22 protein-coding genes and 2 tRNA genes are annotated in these 22,016 nt (G+C 70.8%); 13 read left to right on the top strand and 11 right to left on the bottom strand.

The genetic code is table 11. From position 1 onward, the window contains the following. Positions 1-12: 12 nt before the first annotated feature. Together ACZ7CF_RS38555 and ACZ7CF_RS38550 are read left to right on the top strand one after the other, a co-directional pair. On the top strand, positions 13-1,482 hold the full coding sequence (locus tag ACZ7CF_RS38555; protein ID WP_470372153.1) for a PKD domain-containing protein: 1,470 nt from the start codon (positions 13-15) through the stop codon (positions 1,480-1,482). A 157-nt stretch (positions 1,483-1,639) separates the two neighbouring features. Next, entirely contained in the window at positions 1,640-1,816 is a 177-nt protein-coding gene (locus tag ACZ7CF_RS38550; protein WP_470372152.1) for a hypothetical protein, read from the top strand. A 63-nt stretch (positions 1,817-1,879) separates the two neighbouring features. Here the strand turns inward: ACZ7CF_RS38550 and ACZ7CF_RS38545 are convergent, their stop codons facing one another. Together ACZ7CF_RS38545 and ACZ7CF_RS38540 are read right to left on the bottom strand one after the other, a co-directional pair. Then, complete coding sequence (locus tag ACZ7CF_RS38545) at positions 1,880-3,670, bottom strand: hypothetical protein (protein ID WP_470372151.1); 1,791 nt, start codon at positions 3,668-3,670, stop codon at positions 1,880-1,882. Between the two features lie 211 nt (positions 3,671-3,881). Beyond that, positions 3,882-3,955 (bottom strand) — tRNA-Pro (locus ACZ7CF_RS38540). Positions 3,956-4,017: 62 nt separating this feature from the next. Here ACZ7CF_RS38540 and ACZ7CF_RS38535 point away from each other — a divergent pair. The 3 genes from ACZ7CF_RS38535 to ACZ7CF_RS38525 all read left to right on the top strand — a co-directional run bounded on the left by ACZ7CF_RS38535 (position 4,018) and on the right by ACZ7CF_RS38525 (position 5,164). Beyond that, a tRNA-Gly gene (locus tag ACZ7CF_RS38535) sits at positions 4,018-4,088 on the top strand. A gap of 195 nt (positions 4,089-4,283) precedes the next feature. Continuing rightward, positions 4,284-4,622, top strand: a complete 339-nt coding sequence (locus ACZ7CF_RS38530; RefSeq protein WP_470372150.1) for a VOC family protein — start codon at positions 4,284-4,286, stop codon at positions 4,620-4,622. 206 nt (positions 4,623-4,828) lie between these two features. Further along, positions 4,829-5,164 carry a histidine triad nucleotide-binding protein gene (locus ACZ7CF_RS38525; RefSeq protein ID WP_360399547.1) on the top strand — a complete coding sequence of 112 codons (336 nt, stop codon included), beginning with the start codon at positions 4,829-4,831 and terminating at the stop codon, positions 5,162-5,164. Here ACZ7CF_RS38525 and ACZ7CF_RS38520 read toward each other — a convergent pair. Together ACZ7CF_RS38520 and ACZ7CF_RS38515 are read right to left on the bottom strand one after the other, a co-directional pair. After that, complete coding sequence (locus ACZ7CF_RS38520; protein WP_470372149.1) at positions 5,145-5,753, bottom strand: MBL fold metallo-hydrolase; 609 nt, start codon at positions 5,751-5,753, stop codon at positions 5,145-5,147. The two genes, ACZ7CF_RS38525 and ACZ7CF_RS38520, sit on opposite strands and share 20 nt — an antisense overlap. Continuing rightward, positions 5,750-6,430, bottom strand: coding sequence for a 2-phosphosulfolactate phosphatase (locus ACZ7CF_RS38515; protein ID WP_470372148.1), 681 nt, complete (start codon positions 6,428-6,430; stop codon positions 5,750-5,752). The genes ACZ7CF_RS38520 and ACZ7CF_RS38515 overlap by 4 nt, the downstream gene beginning before the upstream one ends. A gap of 27 nt (positions 6,431-6,457) precedes the next feature. Between ACZ7CF_RS38515 and ACZ7CF_RS38510 the strand changes: the two genes are divergently transcribed. Next, a complete protein-coding gene (locus ACZ7CF_RS38510; RefSeq protein ID WP_360399556.1) occupies positions 6,458-6,916 on the top strand; it encodes a ribose-5-phosphate isomerase in 459 nt (152 codons plus the stop codon). Between the two features lie 3 nt (positions 6,917-6,919). After that, positions 6,920-7,720, top strand: coding sequence for an Fpg/Nei family DNA glycosylase (locus ACZ7CF_RS38505; protein ID WP_360399559.1), 801 nt, complete (start codon positions 6,920-6,922; stop codon positions 7,718-7,720). A gap of 67 nt (positions 7,721-7,787) precedes the next feature. Here ACZ7CF_RS38505 and ACZ7CF_RS38500 read toward each other — a convergent pair whose 3' ends face one another. The 4 genes from ACZ7CF_RS38500 to ACZ7CF_RS38485 all read right to left on the bottom strand — a co-directional run bounded on the left by ACZ7CF_RS38500 (position 7,788) and on the right by ACZ7CF_RS38485 (position 12,029). Further along, a complete protein-coding gene (locus ACZ7CF_RS38500; RefSeq protein ID WP_458433961.1) occupies positions 7,788-8,531 on the bottom strand; it encodes a hypothetical protein in 744 nt (247 codons plus the stop codon). 56 nt (positions 8,532-8,587) lie between these two features. Next, entirely contained in the window at positions 8,588-9,802 is a 1,215-nt protein-coding gene (locus ACZ7CF_RS38495; RefSeq protein WP_470372147.1) for a GNAT family N-acetyltransferase, read from the bottom strand. 41 nt (positions 9,803-9,843) lie between these two features. Beyond that, on the bottom strand, positions 9,844-11,196 hold the full coding sequence (locus ACZ7CF_RS38490) for an aldehyde dehydrogenase family protein (RefSeq protein ID WP_470372146.1): 1,353 nt from the start codon (positions 11,194-11,196) through the stop codon (positions 9,844-9,846). A gap of 224 nt (positions 11,197-11,420) precedes the next feature. After that, positions 11,421-12,029 (bottom strand): mycothiol-dependent nitroreductase Rv2466c family protein, encoded by a 609-nt coding sequence (locus ACZ7CF_RS38485; RefSeq protein ID WP_470372145.1) that lies wholly within the window; start codon positions 12,027-12,029, stop codon positions 11,421-11,423. 163 nt (positions 12,030-12,192) lie between these two features. On the opposite strand from ACZ7CF_RS38485, the gene pepN reads away from it, so the two are divergent. Then, positions 12,193-14,754: an aminopeptidase N gene (pepN, locus tag ACZ7CF_RS38480; RefSeq protein WP_360399574.1), complete on the top strand. Its 2,562-nt coding sequence runs from the start codon at positions 12,193-12,195 to the stop codon at positions 14,752-14,754. A 148-nt stretch (positions 14,755-14,902) separates the two neighbouring features. Continuing rightward, positions 14,903-15,760 carry a GNAT family N-acetyltransferase gene (locus tag ACZ7CF_RS38475; RefSeq protein WP_470372144.1) on the top strand — a complete coding sequence of 286 codons (858 nt, stop codon included), beginning with the start codon at positions 14,903-14,905 and terminating at the stop codon, positions 15,758-15,760. A gap of 51 nt (positions 15,761-15,811) precedes the next feature. Here the strand turns inward: ACZ7CF_RS38475 and ACZ7CF_RS38470 are convergent, their stop codons facing one another. Beyond that, on the bottom strand, positions 15,812-16,291 hold the full coding sequence (locus ACZ7CF_RS38470) for a DUF5130 family protein (protein ID WP_458433965.1): 480 nt from the start codon (positions 16,289-16,291) through the stop codon (positions 15,812-15,814). Continuing rightward, positions 16,278-16,523, bottom strand: a complete 246-nt coding sequence (ctaJ, locus tag ACZ7CF_RS38465) for an aa3-type cytochrome oxidase subunit CtaJ (RefSeq protein ID WP_360399583.1) — start codon at positions 16,521-16,523, stop codon at positions 16,278-16,280. Before ctaJ ends, ACZ7CF_RS38470 begins: the two co-directional genes overlap by 14 nt. Positions 16,524-16,983: 460 nt before the next feature. Between ctaJ and ACZ7CF_RS38460 the strand changes: the two genes are divergently transcribed. Then, on the top strand, positions 16,984-17,574 hold the full coding sequence (locus ACZ7CF_RS38460) for a DUF2345 domain-containing protein (protein WP_470372143.1): 591 nt from the start codon (positions 16,984-16,986) through the stop codon (positions 17,572-17,574). Positions 17,575-17,593: 19 nt separating this feature from the next. Here the strand turns inward: ACZ7CF_RS38460 and ACZ7CF_RS38455 are convergent, their stop codons facing one another. Next, the gene (locus ACZ7CF_RS38455) at positions 17,594-18,262 is read right to left on the bottom strand and encodes an HNH endonuclease (protein WP_458433966.1); all 669 of its coding nucleotides are present in this window, start codon (positions 18,260-18,262) and stop codon (positions 17,594-17,596) included. A 151-nt stretch (positions 18,263-18,413) separates the two neighbouring features. Between ACZ7CF_RS38455 and ACZ7CF_RS38450 the strand changes: the two genes are divergently transcribed. From ACZ7CF_RS38450 to ACZ7CF_RS38440, 3 genes are all read left to right on the top strand, one after another. Beyond that, a complete protein-coding gene (locus tag ACZ7CF_RS38450; RefSeq protein ID WP_470372142.1) occupies positions 18,414-20,510 on the top strand; it encodes a prolyl oligopeptidase family serine peptidase in 2,097 nt (698 codons plus the stop codon). 95 nt (positions 20,511-20,605) lie between these two features. Beyond that, positions 20,606-21,436: a mechanosensitive ion channel family protein gene (locus ACZ7CF_RS38445; protein ID WP_360401931.1), complete on the top strand. Its 831-nt coding sequence runs from the start codon at positions 20,606-20,608 to the stop codon at positions 21,434-21,436. 151 nt (positions 21,437-21,587) lie between these two features. Then, entirely contained in the window at positions 21,588-21,971 is a 384-nt protein-coding gene (locus ACZ7CF_RS38440) for a globin (RefSeq protein ID WP_360401919.1), read from the top strand. Positions 21,972-22,016: the final 45 nt, after the last annotated feature.

The raw sequence follows: 22,016 nt of genomic DNA, 5'->3' as shown, positions 1-22,016 counted from the left end.
TCTGGGGGGATCATGAGACTGTCCATCAGAACGCGTGCGCTGGCCTTCGGTGCCGCGGCCCTGCTCGCCCTGTCCGTACCGGGTGTCGCGCACGCCGCACCGGGCAACGACGACTTCGACACCGCTCTTGACGTCACCGCACTGCCGTTCACGGCCACCATCGACACCACCGGTGCCACCAAGGCCGCCGACGACCCGAACGCCTGCAACTACTGGGGTGCGGGTTCGGTGTGGCTGCGCTACACCGCACCCGCCGACGGCTTCGTCCGGCTGGCCACGCACAGCGAGCGGTACGGGCCGTTCTACGGCGTCTTCACCGGCGAGCGCGGCGCGCTGACGCCGGTCGAGGGCGCCTGCACCGCGAACGGTCCGAGGGACGACACGTTCGCGGTCAAAGCGGGCACGACCTACCACGTGATGGTGGTCGAGTACTACTCCGGCGGCGGCCCGGTCCTGATCGACTTCCGCGGCGTTCCCGGCCTGTCGAACGACAACCGCGCGAACGCCGCGGCGGTCGCGGTGCCGAGCAGGCACGACGTCGACCTGCGGCGCACGACGGCGGAGCCGGGCGAGCTGTCCGCGAGCTGCGACCCGGCGGCGACGCAGTCCGTCTGGTACCGCTACGCCCCGACCAGCAGCAGGTTCGTCCAGGTCCTCGCCAGCGAGGGCGCCGTCAGCGTGTACCGCGCCGCCGACCTGTCCGAAGTGGACTGCGTGTCCACGGACGACAACGAGCGCAACGGCATGCGGTCGGTCTTCTCGGCCGAGGCCGGCGAGTCCTACCTGGTCCGGGTGGCGGAGACGCCCGCGGACGCGGAGCCGGCGTTCGTGGAGTTCAGCACCGCTGCGCCGCTGCGGCCGTGGCTGTCGCCGTACCCCAACAACCCGACCATCTACACCGACGTCGAGTTCGTGCCGTCCGCGGGTGAGCAGCGACCGTTGGTCAGCGGCACCGTCTACTTCGGCGACGGCGGGTCGGCGCCGATCGTGCCCGGTGAGCGGATCAGGCACCGGTACGCGAAGGACGGTGACTACTCGGTCTCCGTGACCGCGACGACGTCCGACGGCCGCACCGGCAGCAGCGTGCCGGAGAAGCTGACGGTCGAGACGCACGACCTGGCGATCACCGCCCTGTCCGTGCCGGAGGCGGCACGGGCCGACCAGACCAAGACGATCAAGGCGTACGTGGCGAACCCCCACCACGACGGGAACGTCAAGGTCACGCTCTACAAGGTCAGCGCGAACGGCGCCCAAGGCCAGGAGATCGGCTACACCCTGCAGCGCGTGGCCGCTTCACCGACCGCCCGCACCGAGTTCGTGTTCGCGTACACCTACTCCGCCGCCGACGCCGCGGCGGGCCAGGTGACGTTCCGGGCGGTGGCCTCGTCCCCCGACTGGTACCAGGACGCGAGGCCCGCGGACAACCAGGCGCAGGCCACGACCACGACCGTGCGTCCCGGTACGACCGCGCGCGTGAGCTAGCACGCCTCAGGCGCCCGGGTGGAACCCTTCCACCCGGGCGCTTTCGGCTGAGTAAGGGGTCTCGCGGCGCAGCCTTGGGTGATCGTTCGATGTGAGGGGCCATCCCTCAGGGGCAACCTCGGTCTCGTCAACGAAGCGAACTGAGGAGCTGGTTCAGGTGGAGTGGACGCCCGAGGCGATCAAGGCCGAGATGGACTACCGGCAGGCGGCGCTGCGCGAGGACGCCCGCCGCGTCCAGGAGTACTACCGCAGCGGTGGCCGGCCGCGGTCGTGGTGGCACCGCATGACGCACCGCCACGAGCCTGAGGTGCCCAACGGGCACCAGGCCGCCTGATGCGTGAAACGGGTCGTGGGTGGTTCCTCTCGTCCAGGAACCACCCACGACCCGTGTCGGTCGTCAGACCTTCGGCAGCCGGGCCTTGACCTTGTCGCCGTTGGCCTCGCCCCGCGTCCACCACTTCTCGTCAGGCCCGGAGATGTCCTCGACGCTGAGCCTGCGCACGGAGTTCGCCCGCCGCAGTCGCGCGGTGAGCTGGTCCTTGCGCTGGGCGAGGCGGCGGTAGACCTCCAGCGCGGGCGTCTCGTCCCGGCCCTGCCGGCGTTCCCGCGTGCGCCAGTTGCCGAGGAACTCGAGCGCCAGGTCGGCGAGCGCCTGCCCGGCGTGCGCGGTCAGCACGTCACCGGGCGCGGCGAACGTGCCGGCGTGGAAGGCGAGGTTCCGCGTGGCGTAAAGCCATTCCAGCAGTGCCGCGGCCGTGTCCTCCTGCTCCTGCAACCAGTCCGCGAGGGCGTTCGAGTCCGCGAGCCGCGACCGCCACAGCTCCACGAGGTCTGGCACCAGCCCGCCCTCGCTCTCCGCGAGCGCGGTGACGGCGTCCTGCGCGGCCTTCAGCCGCTCGTTCGGCCGGGGGTGCCGGACGAGCACCTCCAGCCACGCGTCGACGGACCTCAGGTGGTGCTTCACCCCAGTCGTCGGCACGTGCGCGTCGAGCGGTGCCCTCAGCTCGCGGTCGTGGTGGGTGACGACGACGTGCAGGCTGACCAGGTGCTGCCGCAACACCTGCAGCGCGCACGCCTTGGCCAGCCAGCCGATCCGGCTCGGGTCCAGCCCGGTCGCCTCCAGCGCGCTCCACGCGAGCCCCGCAGCCGCCATCGGCGCGTCGACCTGCCGTGCCAGGTTCGCGACCCGCATCGCCGACCGCAGCTCACCCGGCCAGTACGGGGTGAGCGGGTAGGCGTTGCCGACCGTGCGCTGGTGCTCCCCGCCGCGGGTCACCCGCCCGGTCGGCCCGCTGACCTGCCACACCGGCGCGATGTCGAGCTCCGTCAGCCGCTCCCCCGCCGCGTACTGGTCGAGCGCCTCGCTCAGCACCCGCCTGCCGAGCACCGCCGCGGTGTGCGCGTCCGCGGCCGTGACCGGCAGCCGGACCAGCGCCGACGAGCCGGTGACCACGTCCTTGAGGAAGTCGTCCTTCGGCAACCTGCTGCGGTGCAACGGTTCCTGCCGCGCCCCCGGCAGCAGCTCGTCGAGGTGCCGCAGCACCCTGGCCCCGCGCACGACCAGCGCCACCACGTGCCTGCGCGGCAGCGGCCACAGCACCTGCGCCAGGTCGTCCGGTTTCTTGAGGAACCGCAACAGGTCGGTGCGCAGGTGCCGCCCGTCCCGCCCGTGGTCGGCCGTGACCACCGCGACCTCGGCGATCATCCTGGCCCGCAACGGCAGCTCGACGCCGTTCCACAGTGGAGCGAGCCACCGCTCGACCGCGGCCCTGAGCGCCTCGGGGTCGAGCTTCGCGGCAGCCGCGGCCGTGACGGCGGGGTCGAGCTTCTGCCCGTCGGCGGCGATGGCGGCGTCCACGTCGAGCAACGTCCGCCGTGCCTCGGCAAGCTCCTCCGCACCGCCGTGCGCGTAGGCGGGCGCGGCGGCGTCCACCACCGTGACGGAGGTGCTGATGATGCGGCGCAGCAGGTTCCACCGCGGGTGGTCCTCGGCGGCGTGGCTGGCAAGGGCGGTCTGCGCGCGTTGGACGGCCAGGAACGCACTGCCCAGCCCGGCGACGTGCTCGCCGAGGTGCGCATCGGGGTCGAGCGCGCGCAGCACGCCCTGCAGCAACGCCCGCTGGCACCGGCTGAGCCCGGCGTCGTCGAAGGCCTGCCGCAGCCGGGCGTCGAGGTACTGGTAGCGCACGGACCGGACAGTAGTGACGTGGAGAAACGCTTTTCGCGGTCGTCGACCATCGGCACCTCCGCCGACACCGCCCACGTGGAACACCTGCTGGCCGACCGGGCGGACGCGACGTACGTGGCGCGGGTGCTGGCGACGTGGGCCAGCCGCTACCTGCGGGGGTGGAGAAGGCGAAAACCCGCAGCGGCGAGCGCTGCGGGTTTTCGGCAACCGATCGGGGCGACAGGATTTGAACCTGCGACCCCCCGCTCCCAAAGCGGGTGCGCTACCAAACTGCGCCACGCCCCGGTTGCACCAAGCTTACCGCCACCCGCTAAAGTATCGATCGCAGCCCCGACAACGGGCGGCAAGCGGGCGTAGCTCAATGGTAGAGCCCTAGTCTTCCAAACTAGCTACGCGGGTTCGATTCCCGTCGCCCGCTCGACACGAAAGGGCCGAGTGCACCCGCACTCGGCCCTTTTGTGATGCGGCTCACATCGAGACGATCCCGACCTGCGTGCACCGCGCTCACCGCCACGCCCCCGTCCGGCCTGGCCGCAGGCCCCGAAAACAACGATCTTCGCCATGGCCGCGGAAGTAGGCTGCGCGACTGGGCACGAGAGGACCTGGTGGAGACGTGAGGCTGGAACAGATCGTCATCGACAGCAACGACCCGGCGACGCTCGTGCGGTTCTGGGCGGAGCTGCTCGGCGGTGAGCCCGTCGAGCGGGCGCTCGGGTGGGCGCACGTGGAGCCGCCGGGCGGGGTGCGGATGTCGTTCCAGCCGGTGCCCGAGCGCAAGGACGTGAAGAACCGGCTGCACCTCGACTTCCAGGTCGACGACATCGAGGCCGCCGTCGTGCGGGCGGTCAACCTGGGCGGCACGCGCGAGGGCGTGGTGCACACCGACGAACAGGGCAGCTTCCAGGTGATGCGCGACCCCGAGGGCAACGAGTTCTGCTTCGTGCGCGACTAGCGCAGGTTCGTCCAAAGGCGATCACGAGTGGAAGGCCCGCCAGAGCGCCTCACCGAAGCGGACGGCGAGCACGACGAGCAGCACGCCGATCGCGAAGCTGATGAGGCACCGCACCACGAGCAGGAGCTTGGCGCCCTTCACCCCGACATGATTGACCGTCGCGCGCCAGGAACAACAGGGTCCAACGGGACCAATACCATCGCGGGGTGACCGACTGCCTGTTCTGCCGCATCGTCGCGGGTGAGATCCCGGCGACCGTCGTGGCCGAGACCGACACCACGCTCGCGTTCCGCGACATCGACCCCAAGGCCCCGACGCACGTCCTGGTGATCCCCAAGGAGCACCACCGGGCCGTCGGCGACCTCGACCCGCTGCTCGCCGGGCAGGTCCTCGCGACCGCGCACCAGGTGGCGAAGGCCGAGGGCGTCGACGGGTCCGGCTACCGGCTCGTGTTCAACACCGGGCGCGACGGCGGCCAGACCGTGTTCCACGTGCACTGCCACGTGCTCGGCGGGCGCGGCCTCAGCTGGCCGCCGGGATAGCCATCGCGCGCACGAACGCCGCGTCGACCGGGTTGCCGTGGCCGGGCACGACGATGCGCGGGCCGAGCGCCAGCACCCGGTCGAGGACGTGCCGCCAGTTCGCCGGCGTCGCGTCCGGACCGGCCTGCGCGGGAGCGCCCTCCTCGACCAGGTCGCCCGCGAAGACCACGCCGGCGTCCGGCACGTGCACGACCACGTCGTGCGAGGTGTGCGCGGGACCGAAGTGGTGCAGGTCGACCCGGCGGCCCCCGACGTCGAGCGTGGTGCTGTCGCGGAACGTGTGCGTCGGCGCGACGAGCCTGCCCGTGAACGGCTCGTCGTAGTACCGGGCGCGGCTTTCCAGCAGGCTCTCGTCGACCACGCAGTCCTCGTGCGCCCACACCTCGCACGGCAGGAACGCCTCCGTCGCGAGCACGTGGTCGAAGTGGTTGTGCGTCAGCACGATCCGCGACGGGCTCAGCCGCTCGGCCAGGCCCTCGTCCATGCCGGAGTCCACCAGCAGCGAATCACCCGATCCAGTGATCAGGCCGAGGGTGAGGTCCAGCTCGGCGTGCCGGAGCACGAACACGCCGTCCGCGATCTCGATCACCGGAAGACCCCTTCCACCAGCTGCGGCACGACCCGGCTGACCCCGAGGGCGACCGCCAGCTCGACGTCGGCGGCGTGCCCGTTCCCGGTCAGCTCCCGCCCCGACCCGCACTCCCGCACGGCCCGCACGACGTCGGTGTGCGTGAACGCCGTGATCGCGAGCTCCGCCTCGGGCGAGGCCTGACCCGCGGGCAGCCGGCTCGCGAGCGCCGCCAGCACCGCGCCGGCGCCCAGGTGGTCCTCGACGCACGGCCGCAACGGGCCGAACTCGCGCGGTCCGGTGCCCAGGACGTCGAGGCCCCAGCGCTCGCCACCGGGCGCCACGCCGACGACCTCGCCCAGCTGCGCGGCGCGTTCCGCGACGGCCTCGGCGTTGCGCAGGCAGGCCGCCAGCACGTGCGCACCGGTCGTCGCCGCGAGCGAGCTGAGGTTCGACCCGTTCGGCGACGGCAGCTCCACCAGCCCGGTCGCCCCGGCCAGTGACGCCGGTCGCGGCGTCCGCCCGGACTCCGGTCCCCAGCGCGACGGCCGGACCTGTCCCCCGTTGCCGACGACCAGGTCCACCGACGTCGTGAACGACAGCACGTCGACCACCACGAGCACGTCGCAGCCCTTGAGCGCGTCGATCCCCTCGGGCCCCCACTCCAGCCGCAGCCGGTACCCCTCCTGGCTGAACATGGGCACCAGCGTGTCAGACTCCGTGACGTGCGCGTTTATCTGGCAGCAGACCACGCTGGCTTCGAGCTGAAGTCCCACCTGTCCACGGCTCTCAAGGAGCAGGGTTACGAGGTCGTCGACGTCGGCGCCCACGAGTACGACGCCCTGGACGACTACCCGTCGTTCTGCGTCGACGCCGCCGAGCGGGTCGTGAACGACCCCGGCAGCCTCGGCGTGGTGATCGGCGGCTCCGGCAACGGCGAGCAGATCGCCGCGAACAAGGTGAAGGGTGCCCGCGCCGCGCTGGCGTGGAACGTCGACACCGCGCAGCTGGCCCGCCAGCACAACGACGCCCTGCTGGTCGGCATCGGCGCCCGCCAGCACACCGCGGAGGAGGCGACCGCGATCGTCGTGGCGTTCCTCGAGACGCCGTTCTCCGGCGACGCCCGCCACCAGCGGCGCATCGACCAGGTCAGCGCCTACGAGAACTCCGGCAAGACCGGCTGACCGATGCCAGAGGGCCACACCCTGCACCGCCTCGCGCGGCTGCACCAGCGCCGGTACGCGGGTGCCCCGGTGGCCGTCTCCAGTCCACAGGGCCGCTTCTCGGCGTCCCTTGTGGACGGACGGACGCTCGTGCGCGCCGAGGCGCACGGCAAGCACCTGTTCCACGTGTACGGCCCGGACGCGGTGGTGCACGTGCACCTCGGCCTCTACGGCACGTTCACCGAGCACACCCCGCCCGTGCTGCTACCGGTCGGCCAGGTGCGGATGCGCATGGTCGGCGTCACCCACTGGACCGACCTGCGCGGCCCGACGGCGTGCGAGGTGCTGAACGCCGACGAGGTCAAGGCCATCCGGGCTCGTCTGGGCCCCGACCCGCTGCGCCGTGACGCGCGGCCGGACCTGGCCCACGAGCGGGTCAGCCGCTCCCGCCAGTCGCTGGCCGTGCTGCTGATGGACCAGAAGGTCATCGCGGGCGTCGGCAACGTCTACCGCGCCGAGGTGCTGTTCCGGCACAACGTCAACCCGATGACGCCGGGTACCGAGGTCAGCCGCGAGCTGTGGGACGACCTGTGGAACGACCTGGTCGTGCTGATGAAGGACGGCGTGAAGGTCGGGCGGATCGACACCGTGCGCCGCGAGCACATGCCGCGGGCGATGAAGCGCCCGCCGCGCGTGGACCGGCACGGCGGTGAGGTGTACGTGTACCGGCGGGCCGGTGAGCCGTGCCTGGTGTGCGGCACCGAGGTGCTGACGAAGGAGCTGGCGGCGCGGAACCTGTTCTGGTGCCCCGTCTGCCAGGCCTGACACCCGACAACGACGGAGGCCGCCCCCGCGCGTGTGCGGGGGCGGCCTCGTGTCGTTCACGGCCCGGCTAGAAGTCGAACCCGCCGCCCATGTCGCCGAAGTCGAAGCCGCCGGAGTCGCCCATGTCGCCGCCACCGAAGTCGCCGCCCATGTCGTTCATGCCCGCGTCGGCGCCCATGCCCAGGTCGGCAGCGCCGTAGTCGCCGATGCCGTGCATGCCGGAGAACATGGCGTCCATCAGCAGGAACGTGCCGACGCCCCAGGCACCCGCCACGAGCGCGGGCTTCCACCACGGCTCGGAGTACCAGCCGCGGGGCACCGGGCGGCCGGCGACCATGCCGCCGGGGTAGTAGTACGGCGTGCCCGCGCCCGACTGCGGCGAGGCGGCGTAGTCGTGGCCCTCGACGGTGACCCGGCGGTCCTCGCTGACGGCACCGGCCTGCTTCTGGCCCGCGATCTCGGGCAGCGCGGGACCGGGGTCCATGCCCATGGCCTCACGCGCGGCGCGGACGTAGTGCAGGCCCTCCATCGCGGTCTGGGTGACCAGGCGGGCCTGCGGGATCGTGCGGGCCTGCTCCATCTGGGAACCGGCGGCGGTGAAGCGCTCGGAGGCGTCGGCCAGCGCCTGGGTGGAGGCGGTGTTGCTGCCGGTGAGGCTCATCACCTGACCACCCAGCCGCTCGACCCAGCGGCGTGCCTCGGCCTTGGCGTCGTCGAGCTCCCGCGCCTTGCGCGCGTTGCTCTGGCTGACCAGGTAGAACACGCCGGCGACCAGCAACACCAGCACAACGACCCACACGATCGTGCCCACGGTTTACCTCCCACGGCAGACAAACCGTCAACGAGCAAAAGCGGGCCAGAGTTCCGTTAGAACACCTCGGGGCAGTGCGGTTCGTGTGTGTTGAGGAACGCCAACGTCAGCGCGTCGACATGCCCTGGCGTGTGCTCGACCACGCGATGTGCTCGTGCGAGCACGGAAAGCCGCACGCCGCCGAGGTAGGCGCTGCCGAGCGCGGCGATGTCGAGCGACACGTCCGCGGGGTCCTCGGTGCGGGTGACGACCGCCTCACCGCCCTTCACCGTGAGGCGCCAGCGGCCCGAGTTCCACGGGCACAACGCGTCCTCGACGGCCAGCACGCTGTCCACATCGGACAGGTAGCGGCGCAGCGGCAGAGCGCGGTCCACGTCGACGATCCGCAGCCACAGCGCGTCCCCGAGCTCTTGGCGCACCTTCCGCGGGTCAGCGACCATGTGCAAGATCGGTTCATCGGTGGCGGTGTAGAAGGAGATCCGGGCCGCCAGGTCGACGTCCAGCAGGAACCGGTAGAGGTCCGCGTACGCCTGCTCGGTCTCGCACGCGAGCTCGCGCACGTGCAGCTCGTTGCGCGGCCCGCTGTTGTCCCACTCGTGCTTCACGCGGAACACCACGTACCCCTGCGGGTGCAGGCAGTAGCGGTAGGACGAGAGGCCGTTGCGGTCGGACTCGTCGTCGGACAGGTGCACGTCCCACGACTTCTCGACCCGGCTCAGCCAGCCGGTCCTGGTGCGGCGCACGCGGTCGTGGACCTCGCGCATGAACGGCAGCGCCTCGTCGCGCGTGACCTGCCGGATGCGCGCGTCGCCGACCCGCACGCCGGGGTGGAACGGCATGCGCGTCGGCATCGTCATCATCGACCGGCTCGACGCGTGCTCGCCGTAGCCGAACCGCCGGTAGATCCCGCCCTCCGACGCCCAGAGGATCGCGATCGAGTCGCCCGCTTCGTGCATCTGGTGCAGCTGGGTCTTCATCAGCAGCGATGCCACGCCACGGCGCCTGTGGCCGGGTTTGACGCCCACGACGGTCACGGCGCCGACCGGTGCGAGCGCGCCGCCGGGGACCGTGAGCTCGCGGCTGAGAATCCCGCCGGTGCCGATCATCTCGTCACCGTCGAACACCGCGTGGGTGCGGTCGAGCTCCAGCACCTTGGTCCAGCGGTGCTCGCTGTCGCGCGGTTCGTCGAGGAACGCCCAGGCGAACACCCGCCGGAAGTCGTCGAGGTCAGAGCGGTCGATGGTCCTGATGCTCAGCGTCGAGTCGGCCATGGCGGCAGTGATACGCCGCCACGGCCGGTTCCGCAGCTCATTTACCGCTGGATCGACTTGATCTCGCAGAACTCGTCGAGGCCGAACCTGCCGAACTCGCGCCCGTTGCCCGACTGCCGGTACCCGCCGAAGGGCGCGCTCGTGTTGAACGCACCGCCGTTGATGTCGACCTGCCCGGTGCGCAACCGCTTGGCCACGGCGAGCGCCCGGTCGGTGTCCGCGGAGAACACGGCACCCCCGAGCCCGTAGATGGTGGAGTTCGCGATGCGCACCGCGTCGTCCTCGTCCGCGTACGGCATGACCGACAGCACCGGCCCGAAGATCTCCTCCTGGGCGATGGTCATCTCCGGCGTGACCCCGCCGAACACCGTCGGCGCCACGTAGAACCCCTTCGGCAACGGCGCGTCCGGCCCACCGGCCGCCAGCTGCGCGCCCTCCTCGACACCCTTGCGGATGTAGCCGACCACCCGGTCCCGCTGGGCGGCGGACACGGCAGGCCCGATCCGCGTCGCCGGCTCCGCCGGGTCACCCGGCACGTACTTGGCCGCCGCGGCGACCGCCAACCGCACCGCTTCGTCGTGCCGGTCGGCGGGCACCAGCAACCGCGTCCACGCGCTGCACGCCTGGCCGTTGTTCATGAACGAGTTCCCGACGGCGATCTTCACGGCCCGCCCGAGGTCGGCGTCGTCGAGCACCACGCAGGCCGACTTGCCGCCCAGCTCCAGCGCGACCCGCTTGACCGTCTCGGCGGCCACCGCCGACACCCGCCGTCCCGCCCGCGTGGACCCGGTGAACGACACCATGTCGACGTCCGGGTGCGCCGCGAGCGCCTCCCCGGCCACCGGCCCGGTGCCGTGCACGAGGCCGAAGACCCCGCTGGGCGTGGCGCTCGTGACGATCTCCGCCAGCAGGTCTGCGGTCCGCGGTGCCAGCTCGCTCGGCTTGAGCACCACGGTGTTGCCCGCGGCCAGCGCCGGGACGACCTTCGCCACCATCTGCTGCAACGGGAAGTTCCACGGCGTGATGGCCGCGACCACCCCGACCGGCTCGCGCAGCACCAGCGAGTTGCCGATCTCCTCCGGCTCGAAGTACCCGCGCTCCAGCACGTCCGCGACACCCTCCGCGATCCCGATCGGGTTCGCGACCTGCACCTTCCGGCTGAACGCCAGCGGCGTGCCCATCTCCCGGGTCATGGTGGCCGCGAGCTCGTCGGCCCGCTCTCGCAGCCCGTCGACGATCGCCCGCACCACCTTCACCCGCTCGGGCACCGCCGTCAGCGACCACGCCGGAAAGGCGGCGACGGCAGCGGCAACGGCCGCGTCGACGTCGGCCGGCGTGCCTTCGGCGAGCGTGCCGACGACTTCCTCGGTGGCGGGGTTGACGACCTCGATCACGAGAGCCCTCCAGACGGATGTGACAGGTTTGGCGCGGACGACGTCCAGACTGTCACATCGGGTGGGCGGTGGTCATCGGCCATGCGCACGCCCGCTCCGGTGAAACGGCGGTGGCGCCGCACCGGGTCGTGAAAAACCTCGGCGCGGCGCCACGTCCGCCGGCACCCCGGCAGAAAAGTCGCCCCGAAAATTCGCCGCGCGTCGACGAAGCCGCGGCACGGACCTCAGCTGAAGTCCAAGTCACCCGTTCGAGTGCGCTTCAGCTCGAAGAAGTGCGGGTAGCCGGCGAGCAGCCGGGCGCCGTCGAAGATCCGGCCGGCCTCCTCGCCGCGCGGGATCTTCGTGAGCACCGGGCCGAAGAAGGCGACGCCGTCGATGTGGATGGTCGGCGTGCCGACGTCCATCCCGACGGGGTCCATGCCGCGGTGGTGCGAGGCCCGCAGCTCCTCGTCGTACTCGGTCGAGTGCGCGGCCTCTGCCAGCTCCGCGGGCAGCTCGGCGTCGGCGAGTGCCAGCTTGATGACGTCGTCGAAGTCCTGGTTGCCCTCGTTGTGGATGCGGGTGCCCATGGCGGCGTAGAGCCGGGGCAGCACCTCGTTGCCGAACTTCTGCTCGGCCGCGATGGCCACGCGGACGGGACCCCAGCCCTTGGTCATGAGCTCCCTGTACTGCTCGGGCAGGTCGCGGCCCTCGTTCAGCACGGCCAGGCTCATCACGTGGAAGCTGAGGTCGATGTCGCGGACCTGCTCCACTTCGAGGATCCACCTGGAGGTGATCCACGCGAACGGACAAAGCGGGTCGAAGTAGAAATCGACCTTGGCCTTCTCAGCCATGGGTGCCCCTTCAGTCACGGTAGGTGGGGTTGTCCCCCCAACAGCCCAACCAGATCACCCCGTCATCTCTTCCCGCACGCCGGTTCCGTGATTGGATGCGGGAGTCATAACCATTCCCGACGACGTCAGCGCGTAACCACACGCGTGGCAGACGAGGTGAACAGTGGCCGCGCCCAACCTCACCCGCGACCAGGCCCAGGAACGTTCTGGGCTGCTGGAAGTGGAGTCCTACCGGATCGAGCTGGACCTGACCGACGGCGGCGGAAAGCCGGGTTCGGACACGTTCCGCTCCACCACCACCGTGGTGTTCCGCAGCCGGACTCCGGGTGCTTCCTCGTGGATCGACATCGTGGCGGCGACCGTGCACCGGGCCGTGCTGAACGGCGAGGAGATCGACGTCTCCGACTACCGCGAGGAGGACGGCGTCCGGCTGTCGGACCTCGCGGAGACGAACGAGCTGACGATCGAGGCCGACTGCCGGTACATGAACACCGGCGAGGGCCTGCACCGGTTCGTCGACCCGGTCGACGGCGGCGTGTACCTGTACTCGCAGTTCGAGACCGCCGACGCCAAGCGCATGTTCGCGTGCTTCGACCAGCCGGACCTGAAGTCGGTGTTCTCGCTGAAGGTCACCGCGCCGCACGACTGGAAGGTGATCTCCAACGGCGAGATCACCGGCACCGAGGACGGCGAGGGCGGCGCGGACGTGCACACGTTCGCCACGACCAAGCCGATGTCGACGTACATCGTCGCGCTCGTCGCCGGTCCGTACGCGGAATGGCGCGACGAGTTCGTGGACGGCGACTTCCGCATCCCGCTCGGCATCTACTGCCGCGCCTCGCTCGCCCCGCACATGGACCACGAGCGGCTGTTCACCGAGACCAAGCAGGGTTTCGGGTTCTTCCACCAGGCGTTCGGCGTGAAGTACCCGTTCGGCAAGTACGACCAGTGCTTCGTGCCGGAGTTCAACGCGGGCGCGATGGAGAACGCGGGCTGCGTCACGTTCCTGGAGGACTACGTCTTCCGCAGCCGGGTCACCCGCTACCTCTACGAGCGCCGGTCCGAGACCGTGCTGCACGAGATGGCGCACATGTGGTTCGGCGACCTGGTGACCATGCGCTGGTGGGACGACCTGTGGCTGAACGAGTCGTTCGCCACCTGGGCGTCGGTGCTCGCGCAGGCGGAGGCCACCGAGTACCGCCAGGCGTGGACGACGTTCGCGAAGATCGAGAAGTCGTGGGCGTACCGGCAAGACCAGCTGCCGAGCACGCACCCGGTCGCCGCGGACATCCCGGACGTGCAGGCGGTCGAGGTCAACTTCGACGGCATCACCTACGCCAAGGGCGCTTCCGTGCTGAAGCAGCTCGTCGCGTACGTCGGCCTGGAGAACTTCCTGGCGGGCCTGCGGGTCTACTTCGCCAAGCACGCCTGGGGCAACGCGACGCTCGCGGACCTGCTGGGCGCGCTGGAGGAGGCGTCCGGCCGCGACCTGTCGTGGTGGAGCGCGCAGTGGCTGGAGACCACCGGCCTGAACCTGTTGCGCCCCAAGTTCACCGTCGACGCGGACGGCAAGTTCACCGAGTTCGCCGTGCTGCAGGGCGGCGCACGTCCGGGTGCGGGCGAGTTCCGCACGCACCGCATCGCCATCGGCGTGTACGACGACGACGGCAGCGGCAAGCTGGTCCGCACGCACCGCCACGAGCTGGACGTCACCGGCGACCGCACCGAGGTCCCCGAGCTGGTCGGCGTGCACCGCGGCAAGATCGTGCTGGTCAACGACGACGACCTCACGTACTGCACGATGCGCCTGGACCCCGACTCGCTGGCCGGGCTGATCGACCACATCTCCGACATCGCGGAGCCGCTGCCCCGCACGCTGTGCTGGTCGGCCGCGTGGGAGATGACCCGCGAGGCCGAGCTGAAGGCCCGCGACTTCGTGAACCTGGTGCTCGGCGGTCTGCACGCCGAGTCGGAGGTCGGTGTCGTGCAGCGGCTCCTGCTGCAGGCCCAGACCTCGCTGTCGTCCTACGCGGACGACTCGTGGCGCGCGGAGGGCTGGCGCCGGTTCGTCACGAAGACCCTGGAACTGGCGCGGGCCGCGGAGCCGGGTTCGGACCACCAGCTGGCGTTCGTGAACGCGCTCGCCTCCTCGGTGCTGGACGAGTCCACTCTGGACGTGCTGCGCGGCTGGTACGACGGTTCCGCGGGCCTGGAAGGCCTTGAGGTCGACACCGACCTGCGCTGGCGCCTGCTGCAGGCCCTCGTCGCGCACGGCAGGGCGGACCTGCCGGAGATCGCCGCGGAGGAGGAGCGCGACCCCACCTCCACCGGTCACCGCCGCGCCCAGTCCACCCGCGCCCTGCGCCCGACGGCCGAGGCCAAGGACGAGGCGTGGGACCGGGCGGTCAACGACGACGACCTGCCCAACGCGGTCAGCGAGGCCATCATCGCCGGCATCTCGCACCCCTCGCAGAAGGAGCTGCTCGCGCCGTACGTCGAGCGCTACTTCGCCGACGTGAAGGGCGTGTGGGACCGCCGTTCCTCGGAACGCGCGCAGTCGATGGTGGTCGGCATGTTCCCGGCGTGGTCGATCGCGAAGTCCACTGTGGAGGCCGCTGACGCGTGGCTGGCCGACGAGCACCCGCCGGCCCTGCGCCGCCTGGTGTCCGAAGGCCGTGCGGGCATCGTGCGCGCCCTTGCGGCACAGGAGTTCGACCGCTCCTGACCGGTCCTGGAAGCCCCGCAACGCGTTCGCGCGGTGCGGGGCTTCCGCGTATCGTCGGCTGGCTGTTCACGGGCCGGCCTCCTGGCCGAGGCGGGCGAGCACGTGCTCATCGACAACCGCCGCTGGAAGCTCCCTGCTGCGCAACGGGTTGGAGCTGCAGCCGCAGCGGACGGTCCTGCGGAGCGGGACCGGGCTGGTCGTGGCCGGGGACGACCACCGCGAGCACGGCTGGGAACGGGTCGCGGACCTCGTCGTCGCCAGGAACGACGCGGGGCGCGACGAGGTGGACCGGCGCAGCCGCCTCACCGATTCGGCGCAGAGCCGGCACGAAGCGATCACCGCAAGGGGGAACGTGAACCACATCGGCACGCTCGTCGAACGCTGGCACCGCGGCTGGACCGCCGCCGACGGGCTCACGTCCGAGGTTCGCGACGGGCACCTCGTCGTGCACGTCGACCGGCCGCACCGGAAGTACGAGTGGCTCGCCACCGACGAGGCCGAGGTCGCGGAGCTGGCCGCGCTCGTGGCCGCGACGCGGGAACCGAACTGGCTCAGCGTGCCCACCTCCGACCCGGCGCAGGTGGTCGGCGAGCTGGAACGGGCCGGGCTGGTCGTCGCGCGGCCGGACGAGACGTTCATGCGGCTTGCGCTCGCCGGTCACCCGCTGCCCGCGCCGCCGGCCGGGTACGCGGTGGAGGTGACGCGCGAGCCCGTGCTGCGGGTGCGGGTGCTCGCCGGCGGTGAGCTCGCGGCGAGCGGGCTGATGGCCGTGGTCGGCACGGACGCGGTGGCGCACCGGATCGAGACCGCGGCCGGGCACCGGCGGCGTGGGCTGGGCAGCGTCGTCATGGGCACGCTGGTGCACGAGGCGCTCGCGGACGGCGCGGACACCGGGTTGCTGTTCTCCTCGGCCGACGGCGTGCACCTCTACCGCCGGCTCGGCTGGGAGCGGATCTCCGACCTGGTGGTGGCGCAGAACCAGGTCGCCGCGCGGCTGAGCCCCTGACACGGCGACAGCCCCCGGCCGGAGGTGGCCGGGGGCTGTCGCGAGGTCGGGTCAGGAACGCGGTGCGTTGCCCGCCTGGTCGGTCAGCATGCGCAGGCCGGACACCAGGCCGCCGGCGAGGTCGCCCTCCTTGAAGGACGCGACCATGCTCATCACCGCGAGCTTGGCGCCGCGGTCGGCGAGGCGGCGGTGCGACTCCTCGCCGGTCACGACCTCGACGACGCGCTCGCCCGGCGAGACGGCCACGAGGACGTGGTGCGAGGGGCGCTCGGTCGAGGCGTGCAGCTCCTCGGCGCGCTGGCGGGACGAGCTGCCCAGCTCGCCGAGGTACACGCTGAAGTCGAGCCCGGTCGCGCGGCTGGACAGCGTGAGGGCCTCGTCCAGCTGCGCGAGCTGGGTCGGCGAGAACGGCAGCTCGGGGGTGTGCGGCTCGTACATCTTGGCGGCGGAGACGCGACCGCTGTTCGTCACGACCGCACCGAGCGGCAGCGACGACGGGTCGACGGCCGCGATGGCCTTACCAGTTGCCACGAGCGCCTCCCTTGGCAGTCGAACCCGCCGCGGCGGACTCGGCGGAACCGCGGTGGTCCGCGCTCAGCCCGGCCGGGTTCGCGCTCCACCACACCGGGGCGTAGCCCCACTCCTGGCCGGGCCGGTACCGGGGGATCCGGGTGGCCTTTGGCCTCACCGTCAGCAGCGTGATCACGCCGTAGATAGCCAGCGGGATCAGCGCGAAGACGAGAACGGTCTCCACGATGGTCACGGGCGGTACCGTAGCCGAACTCAGTCGCGCACGAGTGGCCGGGCCACCGCGCGGCGAGCCGCGAGGGCTAGCAGAGCCGGGAGCACCGCGCACCGGACGAGCCCGCGAACCACCCGGTTCGCCCTTGAGGAAGACCTGGTTGGAGTAGAGCACTGCTGTTGTTGCGACGACAACCAGCAGTGACGACGTTGTCAGGCCCCAAACGAGTTGCACCCCTCGGCGAGCATTCCGGTCACCCCCACATCCCACGAACGCCTCACCGGACGACCGCGTCCCGTCCTCTCGAGCGTCCACATGCGGGACGACCAGCGGTACGACCGCGCCGGCGCGATCACCGTCACCGGCGTGGCGACCGGATTCGGACCGTTCGGGCCCGATCAAAACCACCCGCGAGTGCCGTTCCTGTGACACAGCACCGGAAAACGTCCCGGTTTTTCCGCCTGAGCACTCCGTTTGCACTATGACGCACATCACTTCAGGCCGAATTTCACGTCACGGAGCGTGTGCGTACCGACCAGTAGAGCCAATGAGCACTCTCGTGCGGCGCAGCGGTTACACCCGGTCAGTCCTCACCCGGTCGGCGGCGAACGGGTGCCGGTTTGGGGTCTTGTTCCCGGAACACCCACCTCCTAGCTTTTCACCTATACGGGTCTTGCGCACCCGCCCCGAGCGTCCTGGAGGACACGAAATGTCAACGATGACCCGCCCCCAGGCCCTGTCCGTCACTCTTCCGAGCTACAAGGACGATTCCGTGCGTATCACCGCAAGTGACTCCGTTCGCATCACGGCGAACGACTCCGTTCGGATCACCGCGGCCGATTCCGTGCGCATCACGGCCGGGGACTCGGTGCGCATCACGATGACCGACTCCGTGCGCATCACGGCGAGCGATTCGGTCAGGATCACGGCCACGGACGACTCGGTCCGGATTACTGCCACGGACGACTCGGTGCGCATCACCGCGACCGACGACTCCGTCCGCATCACGGCGTGCGACGACGACTCGGTCCGCATCACGGCCCGTCGCGACGAGCTCACCCTCGCGGCCTGAACCACCAGGGGGCGGCAGCTCAGGCCGCGGGTTCACCCAGGTACTGCAACCACTGCGGGTCAGCCTCGGCGACACCCGCGAGCAGTCTCCAGTGCGGACCACGGGGCGCGGCCGGCACGACGCGCAACCGCCAGCCCAGTTCGGACAGCAGCTTGTCCGCCTTGCGGTGGTTGCACTTCGCGCAGCACGCGACGCAGTTCGTCCAGGTGTGAGGTCCGCCACGCGAACGCGGCACGACGTGGTCGATCGTCTCCGCCCGCCCGCCGCAGTAGGCGCAGCGGTAGCGGTCGCGATGCATGAGCCCGGCACGGGTCATCGGCACGCGGCCGCGGTAGGGCACGCGAACGTAGGTGCTCAGCCGGATGACCGAGGGCACGAGCACCTCGGACTTCGACGAGTGCAGCACGAGCCCGGAGGCGTCACCGTGCACGACCTCGGCTTTCCCGCACACCACCAGGACCACCGCCCGGCGCAGCGACAGCGCCGTGAGCGGCTCGAACGTGGCGTTGAGCAGCAGGACCTTGCGTCTGCCCCAGGGGAACACCGCCGGCGTCGGACCGGAACCTCCCCCGTCGCGGCCCCCGTCGGGCACTGCCCGCAGCTCGGGCTGATTTCGGCATGGGGGGACCGTCGGCGCCGTCTCGCCTGGTGGCGAGGCGCCGATAGGGGTCGGTTGTCGGTCTGGCACGCGACCACCTCCACCGGTTCAGCCCTAGGAGACCACACTTACCAGGAAAAAATCACGTGTGATAAGTGACGCGTCACGGATGTGTGATCGAACCCGGGGTGAACCAGCGCCCTATCGGGGATCGTTTTCAACAGCCGCTACCCTTGCCAAGGTGACAGAAGCCCCTTCCACACCACTGCCTGCGACGATCACGTACCCGATCGCCGAGCGGCTGAACCTCGTCGAGCAGCTCCACGGGCGAGAGGTCGCCGACCCCTACCGCTGGCTCGAGGACACCGCGGACCCCCGCACCGAGGCGTGGTCGCGGGCCCAGGACGGGCTGGCCCGCTCCTGGCTGGACGCGATGCCCGGCCGCGAGCGCCTGGGCGAGCGCCTGAGGGAGCTGATGCGCACGGGTTCGGTGTCCACGCCGACCTGGCGCGCCGGCCGCGCGTTCTTCACCCGCCGCGGCCCCGAGCAGGACCACCCGGTCGTCGTCGTGCGCGAGACCGACGGCGCCGAGCGCGTGCTGTTGGACGTGAGCGCGCTCGACCCGTCCGGCAGGACCACCCTGGACCGCTGGTCCCCGAGCCTCGAAGGCACGCGCCTGGCCTACCAGGTGTCGGTCGGCGGCAACGAGCACTCGCTGCTGCACGTGCTCGACGTGGACACCGGTGAGCTGGTCGAGGGCCCGATCGACCGGTGCCGCTACTCCTCCGTCGGCTGGCTGCCCGGCGGCGAGGAGTTCTACTACGTCCGCCAGCTCGACCCGGCGCTGCTGCCCGAGGACGAGAAGCTCTTCCACCGCCGCGTGTGGCGCCACCGGGTCGGCACCGACCCGGAGACCGACCTCAACGTGCACGGCGACGGCCTGGAGCACACGTTCTACTACTCGCTCACCGTCTCGCAGGACGGCCGCTGGCTGGTCGTGAGCGGTGCGCCCAGCACGTTGAAGCACGACTCGGTGTGGATCGCGGACCTGCACGGCGACGCGGTGCTGAACCCGGTGGTCCTGTCCGACGCCGGCGCGCAGTGCTCGGCGTTCGTCGCCCGTGACGGACGGCTCTACCTGCACACCAACCTCGGCGCGCCCCGGCAGCGGCTGTGCGTGGCCGACCCGGCGAACCCGGCCGAGTGGACCGAGCTCATCAGCGAGGAGCCGGACTCGGTGCTCGACGGCGTGCGCTGGCTGAACGGCGACCTGGTCGTCCTGCGCACCCGGCACGCGGTGTCCGAGCTGCACCTGCACAACGCCGAGAACGGCGCGCACCTGCAGGTCGTCCCCATGCCCGGCACCGGCTCCGTGCACGGTCTGTCCGTCGTGGACGCCCTGACCGGCCACGACGAGGACGCGCTGTGGTTCGGGTGGACGGACTTCGTCACGCCCGCCTCGGTGTTCCGCTACTCCGCCGCCACCGGCCAGACGGTGCTGCACGAGGCCGCTCCCGGTCGCGTCGAGCTGCCCGCGGTGACGACGCAGCAGGTCGCGTACACCTCCAAGGACGGCACGACGGTGCGGATGTTCGTCGTCAGCGGCGAGCAGAAGCCCGACCTGCCCCGCCCGGCGCTGCTGACCGGCTACGGCGGCTTCGCGATCGGCCGCGGCCCTGGCTACAGCGCCACCACCCTCGCGTGGGTCGAGGCCGGCGGCGTGTGGGTGCACGTGTCGTTGCGCGGCGGCGACGAGGAGGGCGAGGAGTGGCACGTCGACGGCATGCGGCAGAACAAGCAGAACGTCTTCGACGACTTCCACGCCGCGGCCGAGCACCTCGTGCGCACCGGGTGGACCACCCCGCAGCAGCTGTCGATCATGGGCGGCAGCAACGGCGGTCTGCTCGTGGGCGCCGCGCTGACCCAGCGGCCCGACCTGTACGCGGCCGTGGTGTGCTCAGCACCACTGCTCGACATGGTGCGCTACGAGAAGTTCCTGCTCGGGCGGCTGTGGGCGGACGAGTACGGCAGCGCGAGCGTGTCCGAGGAACTGGGCTGGCTGCTCTCCTACTCGCCTTATCACCAAGTGGTAACGGACGTTGAGTACCCTTCCGTCTTGTTCACGGTGTTCGAGTCGGATTCTCGTGTGGACCCCAACCACGCCAGGAAGATGTGCGCGGCACTGCAGCACGCTTCGTCCAGCGATCCGACCAAGCACCCGGTGCTGATCCGCCGCGAGACCGAGGTCGGTCACGCGGGCCGGTCGGTCAGCCGGACGGTGGCTCTCGCCGTGGACCAGCTGACGTTTCTCGCGAATGCCACGGGCATGGAGTTGTAGGAGGGCACGACCACGTGTTGGCGACGAATCCGGTGGATGACGCCGCGAACAAGACCGCGGAGGCGGTTGAGTTCTTCGACAGGTACGGGCCGGACATCATCGCGGGCGCGGTCAAGATCCTCGTGATCCTGATCGCCGCGTTCGTGATCAGGGCCCTGCTGCGCAAGGTCATCGACCGGATCACCACGCCGGGCAAGGAGGGCAAGAAGCCCGGCCTGCTCAAGCCGCTGCGCGAACGTGCTCCGCAGGCGCTCGGGAACCTGATCTCCGAGCGCCGCGAGCAGCGGGCGAAGACGATCGGCTCCGTGCTGAAGTCCGTCGTCACGATCCTGGTCTTCGGAATCGCGTTCCTCGAGATCATGATCGTGCTGACGCTCGACATCACGCCCGTGCTGACCTCGGCGGGCATCCTGGGCGTCGCGATCGGCTTCGGCGCCCAGAACCTCGTCAAGGACTTCCTGTCCGGCATGTTCATGCTGATGGAGGACCAGTACGGCGTCGGCGACGTCGTCGACCTCGGCCCGTCCATCACCGGCACCGTCGAGGCGGTCGCCCTGCGCACCACCACGATCCGCGACACCGGTGGCACCGTCTGGTACGTCCGCAACGGCGAGATCCTGCGCGTCGGCAACTCGTCGCAGGGCTTCGCGGTCGCGGTCGTCGACCTGCCGCTGAGCTACGGCGCCAACCTCGCCGAGGCGACCAAGGTGCTGGAGCGCCGAGCCGCCGACGCGGCCGACAAGGAGCCGTTGAAGAACGACATCACGGCCAAACCGGACGTGCTCGGCGTCGAGAAGTTCACGCCGGAGGGCATCACCCTGCGGGTCACCGTGAAGACGCGCCCCGGCCGCCAGTGGGCGGTCCAGCGCAACCTGCGCGCGCAGCTCATGCCCGCGCTGGAGGAAGCCGGCTTCACCGCGAAGTAGGCGGGCCCGGGTTCAAACCTGGATGCCGGGTGAGGTAGAACACGCATTCGAGACGGTGATCACCCGGTGTCGTACCAGTTCACAGGCCTATGACCGAGACAACAGGCGGGGCGCCCTGCACGCGCGCACGCGCGTGAGTCAGGATGGGTGTGTGGGCAACCCGGTCAGCTTCTTCGAACAGGTCGGCGGCGAGGAGACGTTCCGCCGCATCGTCGCGCGCTTCTACCACGAGGTGAAGTCCGACGACGTCCTGCTCCCCCTCTACCCGGAGGAGGACCTCGGACCTGCGGAGGAGCGTCTGCGGCTGTTCCTGATGCAGTACTGGGGCGGCCCGCACACGTACTCGGAGAACCGGGGACACCCCCGGCTGCGAATGCGGCACGTGCCGTTCACGATCGGACCGGTCGAGCGGGACGCGTGGCTGCGCTGCATGAGGGTCGCCGTCGACGAGGCCGGACTCGACGAGGCCCACCGCAAGCAGCTCTGGGACTACCTGGAGATGGCCGCGAACAGCCTGATGAACAGCTGGTCTTGATCGCCCATCACCCGATCGGGTCCTTACGCAGCGACACGAATGGCA

The organism is Lentzea sp. NPDC036955 (genome assembly GCF_055608005.1).
This window is presented reverse-complemented; position numbering and strand designations above follow the sequence as displayed.

Bases quoted from the DNA above. Each gene is read 5' to 3' on its own strand.
- ACZ7CF_RS38555 (WP_470372153.1), top strand. From the start codon at position 13: ATGAGACTGTCCATCAGAACGCGTGCGCTGGCCTTCGGTGCCGCGGCC.
- ACZ7CF_RS38515 (WP_470372148.1), bottom strand. From the start codon at position 6,430: ATGTTCAGCCAGGAGGGGTACCGGCTGCGGCTGGAGTGGGGGCCCGAG.
- ACZ7CF_RS38505 (WP_360399559.1), top strand. From the start codon at position 6,920: ATGCCAGAGGGCCACACCCTGCACCGCCTCGCGCGGCTGCACCAGCGC.
- ACZ7CF_RS38495 (WP_470372147.1), bottom strand. From the start codon at position 9,802: ATGGCCGACTCGACGCTGAGCATCAGGACCATCGACCGCTCTGACCTC.
- ACZ7CF_RS38485 (WP_470372145.1), bottom strand. From the start codon at position 12,029: ATGGCTGAGAAGGCCAAGGTCGATTTCTACTTCGACCCGCTTTGTCCG.
- ACZ7CF_RS38460 (WP_470372143.1), top strand. From the start codon at position 16,984: ATGACGCACATCACTTCAGGCCGAATTTCACGTCACGGAGCGTGTGCG.